This is a genomic window from Mycolicibacterium novocastrense (assembly GCF_001570485.1).
GTDB lineage: Bacteria > Actinomycetota > Actinomycetes > Mycobacteriales > Mycobacteriaceae > Mycobacterium > Mycobacterium novocastrense.
The window spans coordinates 90,629-109,155 of sequence record NZ_BCTA01000038.1; the positions used below are offsets into that span (position 1 = coordinate 90,629).

Consider the following 18,527-nt stretch of genomic DNA (forward strand, 5'->3'; position numbering starts at 1 on the left):
CCTATGCTGACGCTCTAACAGGTGCTGCGCTGCAATGGTTTTCCGACGCCCGCTCTCCGGCGGAGTGGACAGCGGCCAGGGCGCCGGCAAGGTCGTCGACGGCCTTCTGCGCCGAGGCGACCGGATTGGCGAACCCCTCGGTGATGCGGTGTGCCACGCGGGCCACGCTTCCGTGCGCGGCCACCAAGGCGGCGATCTCACGCAACGCCTGCAGCCCGATCGCCCCGGGCCGCGGCGGCCGGTCCCCTGACTTCCAGTCAATGGGCGCCCCCAGCGCCTCGTGCACCAGCTGCAGCTGCTGCTCCAACTCACTGACGTCCGGCAGCTCGGCGATGCGCCGCGCCACCCGTGCATCGGCTTCCTCGCGCGCCTTCTGCTGCTCGATGACCCGCACAGCCTTCTGCTCGGCGTCCACCGCCTCCGCGCGCAGGGTGTCGTAGCGGGCGAACACCGACCGCACCGCATCCCAGTCCGGGTGGTGGTTGGTCTTGGCCGCGGCCGGCTGGTGAACGGCCATCCGGGTCACCGACCGCCCAGGCGACATCAAGCCCCAGCCGTCGGGCAGTTCCCCGGGGCGCACGATGTCCGGATCGGAGACCACCAGCCACCACTGGTGGCATTGATCGGCCCACGCGTCAGCCTTACCGGTCTTGCGTCCCAGCTCGGCCACCCAGTCCGAGCGCGCCACCTTGATCTCGTGACCGATCAGCTGGCGGCCGCTGGTGGTGGTGAACCCGACGTAGATGGCGTCGCAGCGCCGCCCCGCACCGTAGCCGCCGTTCATCCCGACCTCGGGAACGAAGATGCCCCCGGGGAGCCGCCGAGACGGCTCGATGTAGTGGCGCCGAAGACGGCCCAGCAGCTCGCCGGCCGTCATCGTCGAGGTGTCACGCTTCGCCGCCATCGCCGTCTCACCTCACGTCAGTCACGTCGATCGGAAGCCAATTGCGCATGGACACAAGCCATCTCTCGTCACGGACGAGATCAGCCAGCTCCTGGCACTGCTCATTGGTGTCGACACCCCAGCCCTGCCCGATGACGTTGACCGGGCCGCGGACCCCTGACCGCCAATCGATCACGGTGTACTCCAGGGCGCCGCGTCGCTGGAAAGGCGCCTGCCGGGTGAGGACCACGACGACTTCTCCGGCTACCCCGCGTACCGACCACCACTGCCGCTCGGCGTCGAGCCGGACCCGCTGCCCGACCGCCATGGCCACCGGCGGCAGCGGCTCGGCCTGGTAGTACCGCCCCTGCGCGCTGCGCTCGACGTTGGTGATGGTGTCGGTTGTCATGACGGTCCTCCCTGGCTGGCTGCGATGGCTCCTACTGGGCTAGTACCGGCGCGTGCGACCGTTTCCGTCGCCGCGGGCGGGTACTGGTCCCAGGTCCGCCCGTCCAGATCTCGGCCGGCGCGGCGCTTGCCGACCCGCACCGCGATGGTGTTGCGGTCCAGCAGCACCGTGTTGGTGGTCCGCTCCCCGGGCTCCAGGAGCCGCGTCTGTGCTCCGCGCATCCCGGATGCGCCCGGCGCGGGCACCCGCACCGCCGGGGTCATCCGCCCGCCGGCGGGATGGTCGTAGGCCCGGCCCAAGGCGAAGCTGTCGTCGTCGACGACCGGGACCGGCCGGTACTCGCCGTACTGCTTGAAGTGGAAGGCGACCTCGGCCTGCACGCACTGATCGCGCACCGCTCGGGCCCAGTCCGGATGCATGGGCCGGGCGTTCGGCCCGGACTCGCCGCCCGCGATGACCCAGTGGAGCACCTCACGTACCCGAAGACGGCTGCCATCCCAGGCCGGATGGTCCTGCGGCGGCGCCCATTTGCGAAAGGCCTGGCGAAGGTCGACGTATTCGAGCAATGGCTCCATCGAGAGGTATCGGATGGCGGCGGGGGTGTCCAACAGCGCCGGGATCCGCCTGTTGGCCCAGTACTGATTCTCGACGCTGACACCGAGCCACACGTTCGGCAGAAACCCCTGCTGCTGGCCGTGATTGGGCCAGAACTGCGCACGCGAGGGCCGCCGGGCCATCACGTCCTCACCGAACAGGGTGACCGCGGACCAGAACTTCTGGCTCCTGAGTAGGGACCGCATCCGAGCGTGCCGCTTGGTCAGCACTTGGAACGTGTGGGTGGCGCAGCTCTGCATCACCGCGAACACCTCGGCGATGTACTCGTCGGGCACCTTGTCGTGGAACAGGTCCCCGGTGGAGCAGACGAACACCTTGCGCGGTGCGCGCCACCGCATCGGCTGGTCAAGCCGATCGGGCCACAGGGTGACGTCAAATCCGTTGGGCCACGCCTTGGTACCGGTGAAGCGGTGGGCGTGGGTGGCGGCGTAGCAATGGTCACACCCTTCGGATACTGGGGTACATCCTGTGACCACCGGCCACGTCGAGTCGGTCCATTCGATCTTGCTCCGCGCACCCATCAGCGCGCTCCTTCACCCTCGACACCCGCGGTGAGGCCGCCGGTGACGGGGGCGACGCGCGCCACCAGCGGCACCGCCGGGGTGCACCCGCGGTTCCCGGCGTGGGTCAGGGCGTCCACCGCGGACGTGCGCGGCAGCAGCCAGCGCACTGGGCCCCGCCACCCGCAGCTGCAGCAGGCCTGGCGGCGCCGGTGGGCGATGAACGCCAGCACACCCACCACACCGCTCGTCGTGATCTCGCCGTCGACCCCTTTCGCGGTTTTGAGTTCAACGTCGTTCATCGGATCCTCCTGCTGCAGTGGGGATGTGGTGGTGGGCTGCGACCGCGGTGAGCACCGAGCACGGCGCAGCGATCACGCACTCTGCGGATCCGATCGTGTCTTCGTGCTCGCCGGCCCACGCCCCGGCGACGAAGGTGCACGACCAGCACGCCACGACCGACTGCGGGCATACCGTCACCCCTGGGCCGTGCGCCTCTTCAATGCCGCCGTCCCAGCAGCCGGCGCAGATGACCCCGATGGGGCGATGTCGGCAGATGTGGGCCAGTAGATCTGAGGCCAGCCCCGCCTCCGGCCGGTCGGGGACCTCGCCTTGGTGCCGGGCCAGGACCGCCCGCAGGACATTGGGCAGCAGCTCGGGATCGTGCCCGCCGCTGCTGATCAATGCGCGGTCGGTGGGATCGGCGCGGTAGTAGTCGATCTCTTGCTCGATGCTGTGGTGGTGCAGGGCCACGATCCACCCGCACCGCTCGCAGCGGCGCGAGTTCAGGTGCGGGTTGCCGTACTCGAACCGGCCCCACTTACGCGCCAGCGTGACCCGTTCCCCGCACACCCCGAACACCGCGACATCGCGTGCGGTGTGCCCGGCGCGCGCACCGGCGTCGATCGCCGGCAGCGCCTCCAGCAGGTCCACGGCGTGGCGGCGGTGGCGCCCGGGCCCGACGCCGAACCTGTCGGACAACGACATCGCGTTCGCGCCGGTCACCGTTTCCCCTTCCAGCCCACGTGGGTCACTCATGCACACCTCCTGCGGTAGCGGCTGATTGGAGTTGGTGGTGCACGGCGCGCGCACCGATGACGTGGCGGTTGCCCTCGCCGTACCAGCCGCACCGGCACAACGTCGTGTGATGACGGGGGCAGCCCGCGAGGTAGCGCGAGACCGCAGCTTGCAGCGACGGGTGCGCCGGCTCGGCCAGCGCCAGGCTGCCGGTCGCGGCCGGGTGACCGTTCCAGGTGTGCACCACGGTGCGGCCGAGGTCAGCCAGCAGCCCGGTGAAGGCGTCCAGTTCCCCCGCGGTGAGCGGATTGAGCGGACCGCGGGCCCGGGGGTCTGTCCCATATTCGACCTTGGTGACGTCGACGACGATTACGACCCGGCCGGCCCAACCGGACGGAATGAACCGCACCCTGCGGTTGTCTTGGGAGGCAAGGCTTTCGCCGTGATGCTGCAGGATCGCCATCTCGGGTTGCTCGGTGTCGTAGAGCCACGCCAGACCGCTGCGCAACGCGGCGCGGTGCACTTCGACGTCCACGCTGGCGCTCACAGCGTCACTCCGCAGCGCTCCACGATGTCTGCTGGCGGTACCCATAGCCCTTGCGCCCCGCGGCACGGGATTGGCTCCGGCAGCGGTCGGGCATCTTCGAGGGTCAGGTGGACGACGCGGCGGCGCTGTCGGCCGCCGTGTTCGACGTAGGACGACTCACCCCATGGCTTGCAGCAGCCCGCGTCTGGGTGGCAGTCGACCAGTGTGGCGACACCGATGATGGCCGACATGTCCAAGGTGCCCGCAAGTGAACGTCCCTGGGCGGCCTGCTCGATCAGCGGTGAGCGATCGCCGCGCTCGGACCAACGAGCCCCCGCGTGCACCAGCAGTGGGCCTCGGAAGGACCACATCTGGGTCCGATTTTCGGTGGTCTTGCCGGCGGACACGATGGCCCAGGCCCACGGCTGCTGGACCGTGAGCGCCCGGACCCCGGAGTGCGGCGGACAGGGCATGGGATTGCGGTTGCGCATCGGCGACACCTCCTTGAGATGACGCAAATCGTAACAACGGTCGACACTGCTTTTATGGCGCGCCAACTGGCAATCTTCGCAAGATGCCAGGATTTGTTTCCCGCTACTGGGTAATTATTTGTTAGACCGAAGCGCCTACCAGCAGTGACGCCACGTCCCTCGAACCGCGCCGGCCGGCGGCATCAGCCCAACTCGAAGTTGGCCGCCCAGCGTTCGGAGATTCGACCCGCAATCTTGATGCGCGATCCGTACGGAACCCGAACTTCGAACAACTGTGACTCAGGGCGGCGGGGCGCCGGCTTTCCGAGGTGATGCTCGAAGAGAAGCACTTCCGTGGGGCTGTGCGGGAGGTCGCACTCACTGACATCGCACACGCACAAATTGCAGTCCTTACACACCGTGCTGTCTTCGGGATACCTGTCCGACCACATCTGAACGACGTGTGATCCACGCTCAACGCAAATGCGCTCCAGCCGCTGATAATCCAGCCATTCCTCTTCAACCATGGAGCGCGCCAACGCGAGGCATTCCGCGTCCATCAGTCGGTAACAACTCGGGTCAGACGCCCACAGTCCAAGCTCAACCAACCTGTCGAGGAACTCTCCGCCGTCTTCGAGCCAGAAGGCGGTGGTGATACCTGCAGGCAGCCTGCGCGGAGCAATTCCGTCCTGATCCCGCCGATTGACCCCGATCGCCAAAGCGACCGTGCGCTGCGCCATCCGCAGGTGTGCATCGACGTCAGCACCCAAGATCTGATGCGCTGCCAGCCTCCCCGCCTCGCGCTCTTCCAATGGAACGAACTCGAGCCGGAGCCGAGGCTGCTTGTTCTCAACGGCCCTCTTGGCGGCAGGATAGGGCGTACCAGGGTTCGCCTGCTGAAACTGGCGAGCTGCCGCCTTGACGGCGTTGTGGGATCGCATCTTGCGCGGCATTCGATCGGTCCTCCAAACGTGCATACGGCACAGCCCGCCCCACATCCGCGAGCGTGCACTGCATCGTCTGGGATCAACGCGTGCCCCGATGGGGCTGGTCTCGGAGGCCCCCTGTCCGGCCGATGTGGGACCGAATCACGTATGCCGGGACGTTCCGAGAGTCCGCCGCACGTCAGCGACGTTCAGACGAAACTACCAGTTCAGCTGCACTCAGCACTGGCGTAACGCGGCCATCGCAGGCCTCGGTCCGTCAGCCCCCGCGCCGACGCGCGGCGCCAGCAGAGGGTGCCGGCGCGAAGAATGCGTCCCCCGCCACCGTGGCCACCGACGCGCGCTGACTCGCTACGCGCCTTACACCGCGTACAGGCGTTCCTTGGCCGCGTCGGCGCTCTTGCTGTCTTGCAGGATGAGCCGGATCAGCTCCTGGCGCGCGATCGGGTTGAACGGGTCGTCGTGCAGCTCGTCGCACGCGATCTTCAGCTCGCGGGAGTATCCGCGCACGAGAGCCATGTCGGAGTCCGACGTGGGTAGCTGCACGACCTGGGTCGCGGTGGGCTTGTCGCGGCTGGATCCGAGCGCCGTCAAGGACTGGAGGCGAGGCGACTTTCTGACCATGCCGCCATTTATAGCCATACTTTTGTACGGTCGCAACGTGTACTCACGTAAACGGAGGCGTCAGAAAGCGCGATTCGACGGGCTCCAGACCCTCCGCCGACGTCCCGCCACCCCGCTGCAGCAGGCCTGTGAACAGCACAAACGTCAAGCTACTGACCCTGTAGTAACATCAGTACACGTTCGGGGTCGGCATATGAAACGAGAGTACATTGGCTGAAGCAGCAGCGTCCGAGAGCGCTGAGCTGTCCGAGCTGTCGATCAAGCTCAACAAGCTCTTCGACACCATGCGCAAGCCGTCCGACCCGCCGCTGTCCAACGCCGCGGCTGCCGAGGCCATCACCCGCAAGACCGGCGTCTCCATCAGCTCCGCCTACCTCTGGCAGCTCCGCACCGGCGTCAAGACCAACCCCACAGTCACACACCTGCGCGCGATCGCCCAGTTCTTCGGCGTCGCCCCCTCCTACCTCGTCGACCCGGGCATCGACCCCGACATCGACGCCCAGCTCAACCTCCTCCAGGCCATGCGCGACGCCGGCGTCCGCGACCTGGCCATGCGCGCCTCCGGACTCACCCCACAGGCCCTCAACAGCCTGCGGGCTATGGTCGACCATGCGCGGCAGCTGGAGCAGCTGCCGCCCGTGCAAGCAACCGGGGAATAGAAGCTATGGCGGTCTCGAATGAGGACATGCTCGCGATGGCACGCGAGCTACCCATCCCTGTCCCCTGGGACCGCGATGTTTTCATCGCCAACATCGCCGCCCAGCGTGGCCGCCCAATCCACCTGATCCCCACCGACACCGCGGCGCTCGCCGGCAGCCCCTGCGGGCTGTGGCTCACCCGCGAACACGACGACCTGATCCTGCATGAGATCGGCACGTCGGAGTACCACATCGACCAGATCGTCTGCCACGAAATCGGCCACATGATGCTGGGCCACGGCCGCAACCGCGCATTCGGACCCGACCGGGACCGCGAACAAGACCTGTGCCGCAAGGTACTTCCCGCCATCGACCCCGAAACTGTGCAGGCCGTTCTGGGCCGCACCGATTACGCCTCCGACCAGGAACGCGACGCCGAAATGTTCGCCAACATCCTGATGATCGCGGCCGCCGAAGTATCCGACCAGCAGTCGGTGATGCGCGGCGTGTTTCTCCGGAGACGATGACCGCCACCGTCCCGGCCATCCTTGCCTGGCCGCTGCTGGCGTTCATGGCCGCTGTCGTCGGCCTGCGCTACGTCTTCTTCAACCACAGCCAGTGGGAGCGCTACCTCAACCACACCCTGGCGTTCATGCTCGCCTCCAACCTCATTCGCGAACAGGCCGTCCAAGACACCCTCGCGTCCGCCGGAATCATGACCGTCACGACGGCACAACAGATCTCGCTTGCACTGATGATCTTCACCGCCGCCGAGTTCATGGGCTTCATCACCATGTGGACCCAACTCTCCGACGCAGAGGCACGCCGCCGGCAGCGCTACCACCGCCTCGCCGCCGTCGTCCTGGCCGCCGGATTCTTCGTCGCTGCCACACCCGCCCGCAACGCCGGCCAAACCCTAGAGGTCTACGGCGGCTGGTCCAGCGTGCTGGCCTGGGCCATCTACGTACTGCTGCTGTGCGTGCTCGCCGTCCAGCTGACAACCATGTGCGTCCGGGAGCTGCGACGCCCCACCGCTCGCCGACAGGAACGCCTCGTCGCCGCCAGCGGCCTGATGATCGGCCTGTCCATCGGCATCACCAGCATCGAAGCACCCATCCTCGCCGCGCTCGAAGAACTGGGCTGGCTCTACAGCCGCGACTACCGAATCACCCTGCACGGCTTCATCTTCTTCTCCGAATCCGTCGGCGCGAACTTCCTCGCCGCCATGCCCTTCCTGCTGGCCGCATTCGCCCGCGCCGGCTACGACGTCACCAGCCGCCACTGGCGCCGACTCCAACCGCTGCGCGACACCATGATCACCGCCGTACCCGAAGCCGCATTCGAGCTGCGCGCCCCCAACCCCTCACGCCGCAAGACGTCCCTGGATCTGCACCAGACGACCGTCCAAATCCGCGACGCCATCCTGCAACTGCGCCCCTACTTCCGCGACGTGCCCCCGGCCGAAGCCGAGAACTTCACCACCCACGTCCCGGCCCGGCACCGCCAGGGCGCCATCGACGCCCTGCAACTCGCCCGCGCCGTGCAGGCCAAAGCCGCCGGCGCGACACCCGCACCCATCGACGCCAGCGTCGTCCTCAACTCCCGCTCCACCAACCTCGACGAAGAGACCGCCGAGCTGCTCCGCCTTGCCCGATGGTGGCCACACGCCGAAGCCGCCGCCACCCGACAGCCAGAGATGAGCGAACACCCATGACCCCCACGGCGACCACACCGCTGCCACATCCCCGATGGCGCCTGCCGATCCTCGGCGACCTGCTCACCATCGATCTCGCCAAACCCAGCCAAGGCCTGGCCCGCGACATCACCGCCCACAACGGCATCGTCGAACAACGCATCTTCGACTTCCCCGTCATCGTCCTGTCCGACAACGGACTCATCAACGACGTCAACGACGAAACCCGCTGGGAGAAGCACGTCGGGCACTCGCTGCGCAAGCTGCGCCCCGTCGCCGGCGACGGCCTCTTCACCGCCTACAACCACGAACCCAACTGGGCCACAGCACACGCCATCCTCATGCCGGCATTCACCAAAGCCGCCATGGAGTCCTACCACCCCACCATGACCGCCACCGTCGCCGAACTGGTCGACGCCTGGAGCAGCCGCGCCGACACCGACGCCTGGATCGACGTCCCCGCCGAATCCAACAGGCTCACCACCGAAATCGTCGCCCGCGCCGGCATCGGCCACTCCTTCAACAAGCTCGACGACACCAGCGACGACCCCTTCATCACTACCGTGCTGCGCGAGCTCAAGTACGCCAACCGCCGCACCGACGCCATCCCGTTCTACGAGAAGCTCTTCGGCAAAGGCCAACGCCAACAGCATCAGCGGGACAAGAAGTGGCTGCGCGAACAGATCGCCACCATCATCAACGACCGCCGCAACGCCGGCCCCCACACCGGCCCAGCCGACATGCTCGACTACATGCTCAACACCGCCGACCCCGCCACCGGTGCGACCCTCGACGACGCCAACATCACCAACCAGATCCTGACGTTGCTCGTCGCCGGCAGCGAAACCTCCGCCAACGCCATCGGCTTCGCCCTGCACTACCTGGCCAACCATCCCGACATCGCCGCCGAAGCCCAGGCCGAGATCGACCAGCGCTGGCCCGAGCGGTCCTTCCCCGACATCGCCTTCGACGACGTAGCCCGTCTGCGCTACCTGCGCCGCATCGTCGACGAAACGCTGCGCCTGTGGCCTGTCGCGCCCGGTTACTTCCGGCAAGCCAAAACCGACACCGCGATCGGCGAAGGCAAGTACCAATTCGACAAGGGCGACTGGGTTTTCGTCCTGCTACTGGCCGCGCACCGCGACACCGCCACCTGGGGCGACGACGCCGACCAGTTCCGCCCCGACCGCTTCCTGCCCGACAACATCCGCGCCCTGCCCCCGCACATCTACAAGCCCTTCGGCACCGGGGCCCGCGCCTGCATCGGCCGCCAGTTCGCCCTCCACGAGATCATGCTGACCCTGGCCGCCGTCCTGCACCAGTTCACCCTCGAACCCGAGCGCGGCTACCAGCTCAAAGTCTCCGAGACCCTTACCCTCAAGCCGGACGCGCTACGACTGCGCCTACACCGGAGGTAGAACCATGCACGGCATCGAGGTCCTGGCCCGAGCCGGCATATTCCAAGGCCTCGCCCACGACACCGTGGCCACCCTCACCAACCAACTCGAATCGATCCAAATCCCGGACGGTCACACCATTTTCGCCGAAGGCGATCCCGGCGACCGGCTCTACATCATCATCGACGGCAAGGTGAAGATCGGACGCTGCACCGCCGACGGCCGCGAAAGCCTCATCGCCATCATGGGACCCGCCGACATGTTCGGCGAGCTGGCCCTCTTCGACCCCGGCCCACGCACCTCCACCGTGACCACCCTGACCCACGTCGAAGCCGTCACCGTCGACCGTGCCGCCCTCGCCCACTGGATCCGCACCCACCCCGAGATCGGCGAGCAACTCCTGCGGGTGCTCGCCCGCCGTCTACGCCGCACCAACGACGTCCTGTGCGACATCATCTTCACCGACGTCCCCGGCCGCGTAGCCGGCCAACTCCTGCACCTGGCCCAAAGGTTCGGAATCCGCGCCGGCGACGCACTACGCATCGACCACGACCTCACCCAATCCGAGATCGCCCAGCTCGTCGGCTCCTCCCGCGAAACCGTCAACAAAGCCTTATCGACGTTCGCCGACCGCGGCTGGATCCGCGTCACCGGCAAGACCATCCTGATCGTCGAACCAGCGCAGTTAGCCCGCCGCGCCCAGCAATAGCCCTCTCAGACCCCGGAGATCGGGTCATAGCCGAGAGCCTGCTCACGCTCGTCCTTGGCGACAGGTGTGCGGCCGGACGGTGGCGAACGTCGGATCTACCAACCCAAGCCAGGCATCCTGTTCGTCAGCAAGCGGCACCTGCAGCGGCAAAGCCGCGAACCTACAATCGAAGGTCAACCCAGCATCGCAGTCCTTCCCAAATACTCGGTGCGACCACGCATCTGGACAATGCGCGGGCGCATCAAGAACAAAGAACTGCGTGGTGCGCGGCTGCCCTGTGACGGGGTGCGGCTTGTCTTCGGTGTGCAGTCGAGCGCGGATCGCAGCCCCGGCCAGACCTGTCTCCTCGGTGACCTCACGCACGACCGCACCCTCGGCCGACTCACCCGGCCGGATTCCGCCGGCAGGGACTTGGATGCCAGCCTCCGGAATGCCCACTTGATCAAAAACGAGCAGCTCACTGCGACGCCCCAGACGGCGAATCACGTAGGCCGCGACGCGCTGTCGGCTGTCCACACCGCCGGTCATGCTTGTTACGCGGCGCCGCCGGCGATGAGCGTCAGCACTGGCCGGCCGCCGGCGACGTCCGGCGCGTCAGCTGGCTGCTCGTTGAGCATGTCGTAGGCGGCCGACCGGATGGTCACGACCTCCAGCGGATCCAGGTCATTCAGTCGGCCCAGATAGTCGGCGATCCCGTCCGGGTCCATGCCCTCATCCAGGAAGCCGCGGATCACGTTGCGCTGCAGTATGTTCAACACTTCTCCACCTCCTCATCAGTTCGCTACACGTAGTACCGGGCACCGCGCCGCGGTGATCGCGCTGAGCTTCGCATCAGCGGTCACCACCGCGCAGTCGAGCGCTTCGGCCAGCGCCACATACGACGCGCCGGCGGTGTCGAGGACCTCGCGCAGCTCCCACACCCGCAGCAGTAGCCCGCGGCCGCTGACCCGCCGGATCCCCAGGCCCTGCCACGCCGTGAACGCCGCCTGCGCCGCGGCCTCGTCGATCCGGCCACGAGCCAGGCAGCTGCGCAAGCCGTTGACCACCTCGACGTCAATCACTTCCGGCACCCAGACGCGCTCGCCGGCCAGGCGCTCGCGTGCCTGGCCGTCGTTGAGCAGCGCGGCCACGGCCGCCGAGGCATCCATGACGATCACCTTTCCGCGCGGCCTTCGTCGACCGCCGCGACGATCTCCTCCGTGGCGACACCGAGGTCCGGGAGTGCAGCGAGCAGGTCGGCGTTGTCGGCCCGTCGGGACGATTCGGCCAGCTCCCGCGCGGCGTAGGCGTTCACCGAGATGCGCTCTCGGGCCGCGAGCAGCGCGAGCCGGTCTGCGACTTCTTGGGGGACATCGCGCAGGTAAACAGTCGCCATGTTGCACAATGCTAGCAGAGTGCAACAATCCTGCTAAGCGGGGGGAACCACCGGCGTCGTCGGCACCACAGCCTGACCGCCCTGACCATGCGGCACCGGAGTACCCGAGCTACCCGCAGGCGCCGACGGCACCTCAGCCGGCGCCGCCGCAGGAGCCGCAGCCGCAGGACTCGGAGCAGCCACCCCACCTGGGGTCGCAGCACCCGCAGTCGGCGGGATCGGCGTCCCAGCACTACCCGACGGCAGCGGCGTACCCGCGCTCCCCGACTCCACCGGGGTACCGACACCACCAGGAGCGACCGGGGTCCCCACACTGCCCGGAACCTCTTCGGGGCCTGCCACGGCCGGCGCAACGCCCGGCACATCAGCCGGCGCCGGAGCACCCTCCTCGGCCGGCGCCGCCGTCGCCTCAGACCCCGCGCTCGACGAACCCGACGACGACGAACCCGACCCTGACGAAACAGGCCGCGGCGGAGCCGGCGGCGGCTGCACCCACACCGCGAGATCCGAACCACCCGCGTTGTAGACCACACTGTCCGGCACATCACCGGTGACGTCGAAGTACACCTTGCCCGTGGTCTGCTGCCCCTGAGCGAGCGCAGCCGGATTCACACCCTGCGGCGTCGCCACCCCGAACAGCACCCGGTAGGTCTGACCACTGCGCGCCCGGGCGTTCAGGTTCGACACGATCGGCTGCACAGTCCCGCGGACCGCCGAATCGGTCGCCGTGGCCTCCCACAACGTCCCCGCCGCCCGGTAGGGGATGACGTCGGAGCTGGGCTTGAGGTCCTTGATCGTCCAGGCCTGCACGACATCGCCGTTGACCAGCTCAGCGGACTGACCCAGGGTGTGCACCGCTGCATCGTCCGCCACCGCGACCGGCGCCCCGACAAGGCCCAGGCACACCACAGCAGCTGTGGCGGCCACCAGATTCCGATTCCTCACGCGCATTCAACTCCCCTGACTAGAACGGCTATACCAAGCAAGCTAACAGCGACCAAGCCCCAAATCGGTTGCCGCGGATCATCTAATTTCCAGCGCAGCTGGCAAGCGGCCATCACGTCAACGAAGCTGCTCACCTGCACCGATAGCACGTCCCACCGCGCAGCCCAGTGACCACACCTCGTCCTCATAGGCTCGAACCAACGACAGCCATCGGCCGGTTCCCTGGCGAAATAACCCAAGAACCACCACTGTTGCAATGTGCTAGCATGGGGCTATCACACTGATACGACAGGAGTCCGGCCAGCTATTGACCGGGCAAATAGCCAGGAAGGGGGCTCGCCATGGCACGAAATGCGCAGCTTGACGCCCCGATCACCAGTGACGGAGCGATCCCAGGGCGCTACGATTCCCCTATGGAGGGAAACCGCCCCATCAGCGCGCCGCCCGGGCCTCCGCCCCAGTGGCCGCCGTACTACCCGCCTGCCAAGCCGGCACGGCGGTGGCTTCCCGTCGCCATCATCGTCGCGGCCATCATCATCGCCACCGCGGTAATCGCAGCTGTCCTGCTGAGCCGCGGCCCCGATACCGCAGCACCCGCTGGCCCGGCTCCAACGGCTGCCCAGAATGTGCCGGCACAGGGCAGCGTCGCAGAGAGCAGCTCCACCTGCGAGGCATGGCCCTCCACTAAGGCCGCGCTGACGGCTATCCCTCAGCTACCTCCGGGCTGGGATTGGTCGACGCCGAATATCGATACCTACATCGGGAATCGGACCGCTGCGATCGCCAAGGCCCTTGACCTGTTTGAGCCGCAGATTTCCGCCGAGCCAGCCAGTACTGCATCAGTCGCGCGCCAGTATGTCGCGGAGCGGCGTAGCGAAATCGAGTTGCTGCGCAATCGCACTTATACGCAGGCCGATGGTGTGGCCGCGACGGCCGCGTCCGCACGGCTCGATCAGCTGTGTGGTGTGAGCTAAGCGGTCAGCCGGATCAGTGACTCCGAAGCCGACAACGCCGCACGCGTCCGAGATCCTTCAAAATTACTGGGAGGACAGCCTTCAGCCTGCGGATTTGATGCGGCGCTCGGTCGAGATGACGAAGCTGTCTACCCAACTCATTGCTACCTCGCAGGACGGGCAAGTCGCCGCCGGCCGACTGCTTAATCACGGCCAAGGCACCCTCGCAGAAGTCATCTCCAGCAGCTGGAGCCAATACTTCATCAACGTCGGGAAGGTCGGGGCTCAGGTGGCCCAGGCAGCTGCGTGCCTGGAGGCCTGGGCCACCACTCTCGGCGCAATGCTTGCCCAAATGGCCGGAGTAGTTGGCTGGGTGGAGTCCGCCATCAGCACACTCGAGGCCGCTCGCCCCGCAGCGATACTGGCGGGCAAGGAGCAAGAGATCGACGACGCGATCGAAGAGGTTAAGCGCCAAGGCAAGCAGTTGATCTCCGATATTTCAGGTGCCGCCCAGGGCGCCCTCGCGGCTGTCCCGTCATGGGCGGGCCAGGTCCCCACCGCGATGCCCATGCCGGGCGGAATGCCTGGCACAGGCTCAGAGGTGACGGCAGGCCCTGGCCAGGCACCTGCGTCCCTCACTGGTACCGGCGGCGCGCCCCCATCCGAGGTGACCAACGGCCCAGGTCAGAGCAGTTCGGGCACCCAGGCTTTGGGCAATCCATCCGGGGTCACTTCAGGGCCCGGTCAGGTCGGTGAAGGCGGGGGCTCCGGCGTATCCGATCCCGCTGGCGTGACGACTGGCCCGGGACAGGCCGCAATTACGCCCGCGGGCTTTAACCAGACAGCCGGCGGTGGTGGTGCGTCCACGTCAGGACCTGGAATGCCCTCTGGTGGTTCGCCGAGTAGTTCGGTTCCCGGATCCGCCGGAACTCCAGCGACCTCCCCCGCGGCCTCCACGGGAGGCTCCGCGACACCTTCTGGCGCCGGCACCAGCACTCCGTCGCCAACCGGAAACACTTCCACGACGGGCATTTCTGGAGCAGAAGGTGCCTCTTCCGGAGCAGGCTCCGGCACGACGTCTCCTGCTGGCGCGCAACCTATCTCGCAGTCCTCGGCCCCGACGGCAGGTGAAGCGTCACCGGCCGCTTCAGCTGCGCCGGCAGTGCAGTCGGCTGCTACTTCTTCGGCGACTGAGGCGGCACCAGCGGCTGGGTCGGCCGTGGCAGGTCCGATGTCGGCGGCGGCGCCCGCGGCAGCTGCTCCTGCTGCTGCGGCTCCGATGTCCGCGGCTCCTCTATCCGCAGCCGCCCCGTTGGCTTCGGCGGCCGCAGGCGCGGTCCCTGCACCACCGCCCGCACCGCCGCCACCTCCTGTAGCCCCACTGGCGCCGGCAGCGCCCGGCGGGGCGGTTCCCCCGCCTCCCCCGGCGATGGCCGCGCCCCCACCCGCTGCCGGTGTGCCTGCGACTGCAACGCCGGGGCCCGCGCCAGCTCCTTCCCCTGCCCCTGCGCCTGCTCCGGGCCATGGACCTCCGCCGGGCCCTGCACCTGGTGCGCACGCTGCGCCGCCGTCGTCGACGCCGGTGTCAAACTCGTCACAGCAGCAGAATCCGGATCCGTCAGTGCCGCCCTCGGGCGGGCCAGTCGGCGGTGGGGTCGGTGGCCCGATCATTGCCCCACTCAGCGCATCTGACCCGATCATTGCCCCGGCAATCTTCACCCCTCCGCTAAATCCGCTTGAGGCATCGGATGATCAGGATCTGGCAACCGTGCGATCGGTGGTGGAAGCAGCCGGCGGCGCCTCCGCGGTTCATTGGGCGGCGGGGATGATCGTGACGAGTGGCCGCCGGCAGGTTGTCGTGACGTCCGACCGCGGCCGCGGCTGGGTCCCCGCCGAGGCATTCCTCCCCGCAGATGTGGTGATGCCGTGGTCGCACGAAGACTCCGCCTGCTGGGAAGGGGCCCTCGACCCCGCTCGCGTCATCGTCGAGTACGCCGCCGCGGCCGGCGGGCAGCTGACAGCTCTTGCCTCCACCATGTCGAGCGCCCCAGCGGTCACCGCCGGCCTGCCGTGGGCATACGTGGACGGGACCGATCGCGCCCATCCGGAGCTGCTCAGCGGCCCTGTGGTGACGCGATTCGAGCTGCAGGTGTCCGACACTCGCCGGCGCGCGGTCAAACACATCGTCGATCCAGTCAAGCAGCGAGAGCAGGTGCTGTGGCTGGCGTTTAGCGCCGACGAGAAGGCTGGCTCGTCCGCCACCCGGCACAAACTGTTGTCGATGTGCCGCTCGAACCTAGGACGGATCGACCAGCCTCGTTGGGTGGCGTCCTTGCCGTGGGAGCAGCTGGAAGAGGAGCACCACGAGCTGTGCGTCCAGGAGCGCGCGGCCCGCGTCGACGTCCGCGACGTCCCCGTCGGGCAGTTGGACACCGAGGGTGGCGCGTGCCGGCCGCTGCTGGCGCAGGCGTACGCCACCGAGGCGGCGCTGGCGATGCGGAACCCGGTGGCCTTACGTGCGCTTGCTGACGCTACCTACTCGTGGAGCATGCTGCTCGATGTGCAGTCTCCTGAGCCGACGTCGGCGCCGCCGCAGTTCGTCGGGCGCTGAGCGGTGGCCAGCGCCACGCTGACTTGCGCTCTTCTGTCGTCGAAGTACTCCGCGCTTCTCAGCCTGCTCCGCCAGGAGATTGGCGATGCTGAGGTGGTGCGTGTGGGGCCGGCGGACGCGGACGAGCCCTATCCCCCGCATGTGCTGGGCCCGGACGAGCTGCCTGGCCCGCCGCCGGCGCGGTATGCCATCGAATGCCGACTGAGCGACGGCCACCTGCTGCACGTGTCCGACCACCGCGGCTTCGGGCTGCGGAAGCTGGCTCGGCCAGCTGCGGCACCAGACGACTGGCTTGTCGAGATCTGGTCACACCGTGACGATTACGTATCCGGCCTGGCCCACACCACGGCCTGCAGCGAGCACACTGCTGACGGGCTCATGAGCGCCGTTCGGGATGCCGTGCGCGTGCAGGGTATGCGCGCCGCCGTATAGTCCTGAATGGCGTTCAGCTGAGCGGCGCAGTCGTGCAGGCCGCCGCAGCCGCGTCTCGCTCGCTGACCGTGATGGGCAGCTCGTACTTCGCCATGACGGACAGGTAGTCGATGACGAACGGGCAACGGCTTTCCGGAAGGGGTGGCATCCATTCGTCCAGCGCAGCATCAGATTTGGCCTGATTCACGCTCGCCGACAGCGCGCGTAGCTCCATCGGATCGTTGGCGAAGATCTGCCGCTTACGCGAATCCCATTGCCACGCACCAGCATTCCACGCACGGTGGAGGGCCACTGTGTGATCGAGTTCGACGTCCATCCGGTCGACTCGCTCGCCGCTATAGGGGTCCTGAAGCCACCCCGCGATCACCTTGCAGTTGCGCGTGCCGTCCTTAAACACGACGTCTCGTAAATCCCTGGCCAGCATACGATTTCGCGTGTCGCACCCTGTGGTATCCGTGGGGTCGTTCCATGCAGGCCCAAACGAGCACGCGTCGCCGCGCTTGCAGCTGCGCTCGTAACCGGGGACGTCGTTGATGCGGTCGACCACCTTCACCTGGTCCAGCAGTGTTGCCAAGTTGCCGGCCGCTTCTGGGGCGGCGATCGCCACGGTGTCCCCGCGGTAGCCGAGATCGAAGCTCGGGTTCAGCCAGGCAGCGATCGCGATCGCCGCACCGACAACTGCCACTGCACCGCTTCGTCGAATCCGCATGCCGTACCTCCCCCGGTTGTGTATTGCCTGTTCAGACTATCGGCGGATTCCGACAGATCCGGCTGCGCCGATGATCGAATTGCACTGTCGCATAGCGTTATACCCCCACAGCGGGCCTGACCTGGCCTGACGACACGTCCCTGACTGACGCCCCCGCCCGCCTCACGGGTCCAGGGCCGGCCGCGCCCGGACCGTCCAGCTAATTGCGCCTTAGCTCGATGCGCCTTCAGCAGCCGCCGCCGCGGCGGCTTGCTGGATCTTCCGGATCGTCTCGTGATGCAAACCCGTCGCCGTGCTCAGGCCGCGCTGAGAAACGCCGTTGTGTGTAGCTTCCAGCACTTCGGCGATCTGCTCGACCGGCCGATCTGCGATGGCTTTCACGGACGGGTTCTGTTGCTGGACTGTGCGCGCAGCCTCAAGCCAGTAGCGGCGACGATCCTGCTCCTGCTGAACTTGCTGCACTTCTTGTTGCAGGCGAACGGCTTTCACGGTCATGGGGCGGACCCTTGAGAGAATGGCTGCGCCGTGGGCTGTGGCCAAGAGACTGACTGGTGGGACCACCCCGATCGCCGCTTTCAGCCACGGCGCGAGTTCGATACCGGGCTCGATGGTCGCGTGTAGCGCGTTGGCGCCGACGCTGACCATCGCCGATAAGGCAAGGACCCACCAGAAGAATCGGCGATTTGCTCGCTGCTGCGCCCCGTACGCGCCCAGGGCGAGGACTGCCATGGTGGACGCCAGGATCGTCCCGTCGACGATGATCGGCCAGAGCGGTGCCAGGTTGCGGGGGTATCCGGCTCGGATTGCGAGGTCGGTGAGCGACGCGAAGCTGAGGATGAACGAGGCGATGCCGATGACAGCGGTGATGGACACCGCGGCGAAGCGGGTGACGCGCAGCATCTTCGCTGAACCGGGTGCCGCCAGGACCTCTTCGCCGTCGGCCAGGACCAGATCGTCGTCTCCGGGCGACAGCACCGGCTGCTGGGCGGTCAGCGTCGCGATCGAGCCCGTGGAGAACGCGGTGCCGTTGCGGGTGGGGTGGGTGTCCAGGGGGGCGTCGTCGACGACAGTCATGGC

25 protein-coding genes are annotated in these 18,527 nt (G+C 67.5%); 8 read left to right on the forward strand and 17 right to left on the reverse strand.

The window, feature by feature from the left end; genetic code table 11:
- Position 1: 1 nt before the first annotated feature.
- The 9 genes from RMCN_RS17105 to RMCN_RS17145 all read right to left on the reverse strand — a co-directional run bounded on the left by RMCN_RS17105 (position 2) and on the right by RMCN_RS17145 (position 5,988).
- Positions 2 to 904, reverse strand: coding sequence for a hypothetical protein (locus RMCN_RS17105; protein WP_067391515.1), 903 nt, complete (start codon positions 902 to 904; stop codon positions 2 to 4).
- Positions 905 to 911: 7 nt separating this feature from the next.
- Positions 912 to 1,292 (reverse strand): hypothetical protein, encoded by a 381-nt coding sequence (locus tag RMCN_RS17110; RefSeq protein WP_084377490.1) that lies wholly within the window; start codon positions 1,290 to 1,292, stop codon positions 912 to 914.
- Positions 1,289 to 2,428 (reverse strand): DUF5131 family protein, encoded by a 1,140-nt coding sequence (locus RMCN_RS17115; RefSeq protein WP_067391518.1) that lies wholly within the window; start codon positions 2,426 to 2,428, stop codon positions 1,289 to 1,291. The genes RMCN_RS17110 and RMCN_RS17115 overlap by 4 nt, the downstream gene beginning before the upstream one ends.
- Positions 2,428 to 2,709, reverse strand: coding sequence for a hypothetical protein (locus RMCN_RS17120; protein ID WP_067391521.1), 282 nt, complete (start codon positions 2,707 to 2,709; stop codon positions 2,428 to 2,430). Before RMCN_RS17120 ends, RMCN_RS17115 begins: the two co-directional genes overlap by 1 nt.
- The gene (locus RMCN_RS17125) at positions 2,696 to 3,445 is read right to left on the reverse strand and encodes a hypothetical protein (protein WP_131808569.1); all 750 of its coding nucleotides are present in this window, start codon (positions 3,443 to 3,445) and stop codon (positions 2,696 to 2,698) included. The genes RMCN_RS17120 and RMCN_RS17125 overlap by 14 nt, the downstream gene beginning before the upstream one ends.
- A complete protein-coding gene (locus RMCN_RS17130; RefSeq protein WP_067391524.1) occupies positions 3,438 to 3,971 on the reverse strand; it encodes a hypothetical protein in 534 nt (177 codons plus the stop codon). The genes RMCN_RS17125 and RMCN_RS17130 overlap by 8 nt, the downstream gene beginning before the upstream one ends.
- Entirely contained in the window at positions 3,968 to 4,441 is a 474-nt protein-coding gene (locus RMCN_RS17135; RefSeq protein WP_201028855.1) for an ASCH domain-containing protein, read from the reverse strand. Before RMCN_RS17135 ends, RMCN_RS17130 begins: the two co-directional genes overlap by 4 nt.
- Positions 4,442 to 4,623: 182 nt before the next feature.
- On the reverse strand, positions 4,624 to 5,373 hold the full coding sequence (locus RMCN_RS17140) for a hypothetical protein (RefSeq protein ID WP_067391526.1): 750 nt from the start codon (positions 5,371 to 5,373) through the stop codon (positions 4,624 to 4,626).
- Positions 5,374 to 5,724: 351 nt separating this feature from the next.
- Positions 5,725 to 5,988: a hypothetical protein gene (locus tag RMCN_RS17145; RefSeq protein ID WP_067391529.1), complete on the reverse strand. Its 264-nt coding sequence runs from the start codon at positions 5,986 to 5,988 to the stop codon at positions 5,725 to 5,727.
- 209 nt (positions 5,989 to 6,197) lie between these two features.
- Here RMCN_RS17145 and RMCN_RS17150 point away from each other — a divergent pair, with 209 nt between their 5' ends.
- Genes RMCN_RS17150 through RMCN_RS17170 form a run of 5 tightly spaced genes read left to right on the forward strand, consistent with a single transcriptional unit; the run spans position 6,198 to position 10,425 of the window.
- Positions 6,198 to 6,647, forward strand: coding sequence for a helix-turn-helix transcriptional regulator (locus RMCN_RS17150; RefSeq protein WP_046361155.1), 450 nt, complete (start codon positions 6,198 to 6,200; stop codon positions 6,645 to 6,647).
- 5 nt (positions 6,648 to 6,652) lie between these two features.
- On the forward strand, positions 6,653 to 7,153 hold the full coding sequence (locus RMCN_RS17155) for a hypothetical protein (RefSeq protein ID WP_067391532.1): 501 nt from the start codon (positions 6,653 to 6,655) through the stop codon (positions 7,151 to 7,153).
- Positions 7,150 to 8,340 (forward strand): MAB_1171c family putative transporter, encoded by a 1,191-nt coding sequence (locus tag RMCN_RS17160; protein WP_067391535.1) that lies wholly within the window; start codon positions 7,150 to 7,152, stop codon positions 8,338 to 8,340. The genes RMCN_RS17155 and RMCN_RS17160 overlap by 4 nt, the downstream gene beginning before the upstream one ends.
- A complete protein-coding gene (locus tag RMCN_RS17165; RefSeq protein ID WP_084377494.1) occupies positions 8,337 to 9,737 on the forward strand; it encodes a cytochrome P450 in 1,401 nt (466 codons plus the stop codon). The genes RMCN_RS17160 and RMCN_RS17165 overlap by 4 nt, the downstream gene beginning before the upstream one ends.
- Before the next feature lie 4 nt (positions 9,738 to 9,741).
- Positions 9,742 to 10,425, forward strand: coding sequence for a Crp/Fnr family transcriptional regulator (locus RMCN_RS17170; protein WP_067391538.1), 684 nt, complete (start codon positions 9,742 to 9,744; stop codon positions 10,423 to 10,425).
- 42 nt (positions 10,426 to 10,467) lie between these two features.
- Here RMCN_RS17170 and RMCN_RS17175 read toward each other — a convergent pair whose 3' ends face one another.
- From RMCN_RS17175 to RMCN_RS17195, 5 genes are read right to left on the reverse strand one after another with little or no spacing between them, the layout of a single operon-like run.
- Entirely contained in the window at positions 10,468 to 10,953 is a 486-nt protein-coding gene (locus RMCN_RS17175) for an NUDIX hydrolase (RefSeq protein WP_067391541.1), read from the reverse strand.
- A gap of 5 nt (positions 10,954 to 10,958) precedes the next feature.
- Positions 10,959 to 11,183, reverse strand: a complete 225-nt coding sequence (locus RMCN_RS17180; RefSeq protein WP_067391544.1) for a hypothetical protein — start codon at positions 11,181 to 11,183, stop codon at positions 10,959 to 10,961.
- 15 nt (positions 11,184 to 11,198) lie between these two features.
- A complete protein-coding gene (locus tag RMCN_RS17185; RefSeq protein ID WP_234787691.1) occupies positions 11,199 to 11,573 on the reverse strand; it encodes a type II toxin-antitoxin system VapC family toxin in 375 nt (124 codons plus the stop codon).
- Positions 11,574 to 11,578: 5 nt separating this feature from the next.
- Positions 11,579 to 11,800 (reverse strand): antitoxin, encoded by a 222-nt coding sequence (locus RMCN_RS17190; protein ID WP_067391550.1) that lies wholly within the window; start codon positions 11,798 to 11,800, stop codon positions 11,579 to 11,581.
- A gap of 33 nt (positions 11,801 to 11,833) precedes the next feature.
- On the reverse strand, positions 11,834 to 12,727 hold the full coding sequence (locus tag RMCN_RS17195) for an MPT63 family protein (protein WP_308206345.1): 894 nt from the start codon (positions 12,725 to 12,727) through the stop codon (positions 11,834 to 11,836).
- A gap of 359 nt (positions 12,728 to 13,086) precedes the next feature.
- On the opposite strand from RMCN_RS17195, the gene RMCN_RS17200 reads away from it, so the two are divergent.
- The gene (locus tag RMCN_RS17200; RefSeq protein WP_067391556.1) at positions 13,087 to 13,719 is read left to right on the forward strand and encodes a hypothetical protein; all 633 of its coding nucleotides are present in this window, start codon (positions 13,087 to 13,089) and stop codon (positions 13,717 to 13,719) included.
- Positions 13,720 to 14,873: 1,154 nt separating this feature from the next.
- On the opposite strand, the gene RMCN_RS17205 is transcribed toward RMCN_RS17200, so the two are convergent.
- Complete coding sequence (locus RMCN_RS17205) at positions 14,874 to 15,296, reverse strand: hypothetical protein (protein ID WP_067391559.1); 423 nt, start codon at positions 15,294 to 15,296, stop codon at positions 14,874 to 14,876.
- A 179-nt stretch (positions 15,297 to 15,475) separates the two neighbouring features.
- Here RMCN_RS17205 and RMCN_RS17210 point away from each other — a divergent pair, with 179 nt between their 5' ends.
- Together RMCN_RS17210 and RMCN_RS17215 are read left to right on the forward strand one after the other, a co-directional pair.
- The gene (locus RMCN_RS17210) at positions 15,476 to 16,309 is read left to right on the forward strand and encodes an EspK C-terminal domain-containing protein (RefSeq protein ID WP_131808570.1); all 834 of its coding nucleotides are present in this window, start codon (positions 15,476 to 15,478) and stop codon (positions 16,307 to 16,309) included.
- Between the two features lie 102 nt (positions 16,310 to 16,411).
- Entirely contained in the window at positions 16,412 to 16,741 is a 330-nt protein-coding gene (locus RMCN_RS17215; RefSeq protein ID WP_131808571.1) for a hypothetical protein, read from the forward strand.
- Between the two features lie 13 nt (positions 16,742 to 16,754).
- Here the strand turns inward: RMCN_RS17215 and RMCN_RS17220 are convergent, their stop codons facing one another.
- On the reverse strand, positions 16,755 to 17,426 hold the full coding sequence (locus RMCN_RS17220) for an HNH endonuclease family protein (protein ID WP_234787692.1): 672 nt from the start codon (positions 17,424 to 17,426) through the stop codon (positions 16,755 to 16,757).
- A gap of 234 nt (positions 17,427 to 17,660) precedes the next feature.
- The gene (locus RMCN_RS17225) at positions 17,661 to 18,524 is read right to left on the reverse strand and encodes a DUF2637 domain-containing protein (RefSeq protein ID WP_067391568.1); all 864 of its coding nucleotides are present in this window, start codon (positions 18,522 to 18,524) and stop codon (positions 17,661 to 17,663) included.
- Between the last annotated feature and the right edge of the window lie 3 nt (positions 18,525 to 18,527).

Coding starts and splice junctions, on each gene's coding strand:
- RMCN_RS17105 (WP_067391515.1), bottom strand. CDS start 904: ATGGCGGCGAAGCGTGACACCTCGACGATGACGGCCGGCGAGCTGCTG.
- RMCN_RS17140 (WP_067391526.1), bottom strand. CDS start 5,373: ATGCCGCGCAAGATGCGATCCCACAACGCCGTCAAGGCGGCAGCTCGC.
- RMCN_RS17120 (WP_067391521.1), bottom strand. CDS start 2,709: ATGAACGACGTTGAACTCAAAACCGCGAAAGGGGTCGACGGCGAGATC.
- RMCN_RS17145 (WP_067391529.1), bottom strand. CDS start 5,988: ATGGTCAGAAAGTCGCCTCGCCTCCAGTCCTTGACGGCGCTCGGATCC.
- RMCN_RS17125 (WP_131808569.1), bottom strand. CDS start 3,445: ATGAGTGACCCACGTGGGCTGGAAGGGGAAACGGTGACCGGCGCGAAC.
- RMCN_RS17185 (WP_234787691.1), bottom strand. CDS start 11,573: ATGGATGCCTCGGCGGCCGTGGCCGCGCTGCTCAACGACGGCCAGGCA.
- RMCN_RS17160 (WP_067391535.1), top strand. CDS start 7,150: ATGACCGCCACCGTCCCGGCCATCCTTGCCTGGCCGCTGCTGGCGTTC.
- RMCN_RS17170 (WP_067391538.1), top strand. CDS start 9,742: ATGCACGGCATCGAGGTCCTGGCCCGAGCCGGCATATTCCAAGGCCTC.
- RMCN_RS17225 (WP_067391568.1), bottom strand. CDS start 18,524: ATGACTGTCGTCGACGACGCCCCCCTGGACACCCACCCCACCCGCAAC.
- RMCN_RS17165 (WP_084377494.1), top strand. CDS start 8,337: ATGACCCCCACGGCGACCACACCGCTGCCACATCCCCGATGGCGCCTG.
- RMCN_RS17115 (WP_067391518.1), bottom strand. CDS start 2,428: ATGGGTGCGCGGAGCAAGATCGAATGGACCGACTCGACGTGGCCGGTG.
- RMCN_RS17135 (WP_201028855.1), bottom strand. CDS start 4,441: ATGCGCAACCGCAATCCCATGCCCTGTCCGCCGCACTCCGGGGTCCGG.
- RMCN_RS17175 (WP_067391541.1), bottom strand. CDS start 10,953: ATGACCGGCGGTGTGGACAGCCGACAGCGCGTCGCGGCCTACGTGATT.
- RMCN_RS17110 (WP_084377490.1), bottom strand. CDS start 1,292: ATGACAACCGACACCATCACCAACGTCGAGCGCAGCGCGCAGGGGCGG.
- RMCN_RS17200 (WP_067391556.1), top strand. CDS start 13,087: ATGGCACGAAATGCGCAGCTTGACGCCCCGATCACCAGTGACGGAGCG.
- RMCN_RS17155 (WP_067391532.1), top strand. CDS start 6,653: ATGGCGGTCTCGAATGAGGACATGCTCGCGATGGCACGCGAGCTACCC.
- RMCN_RS17190 (WP_067391550.1), bottom strand. CDS start 11,800: ATGGCGACTGTTTACCTGCGCGATGTCCCCCAAGAAGTCGCAGACCGG.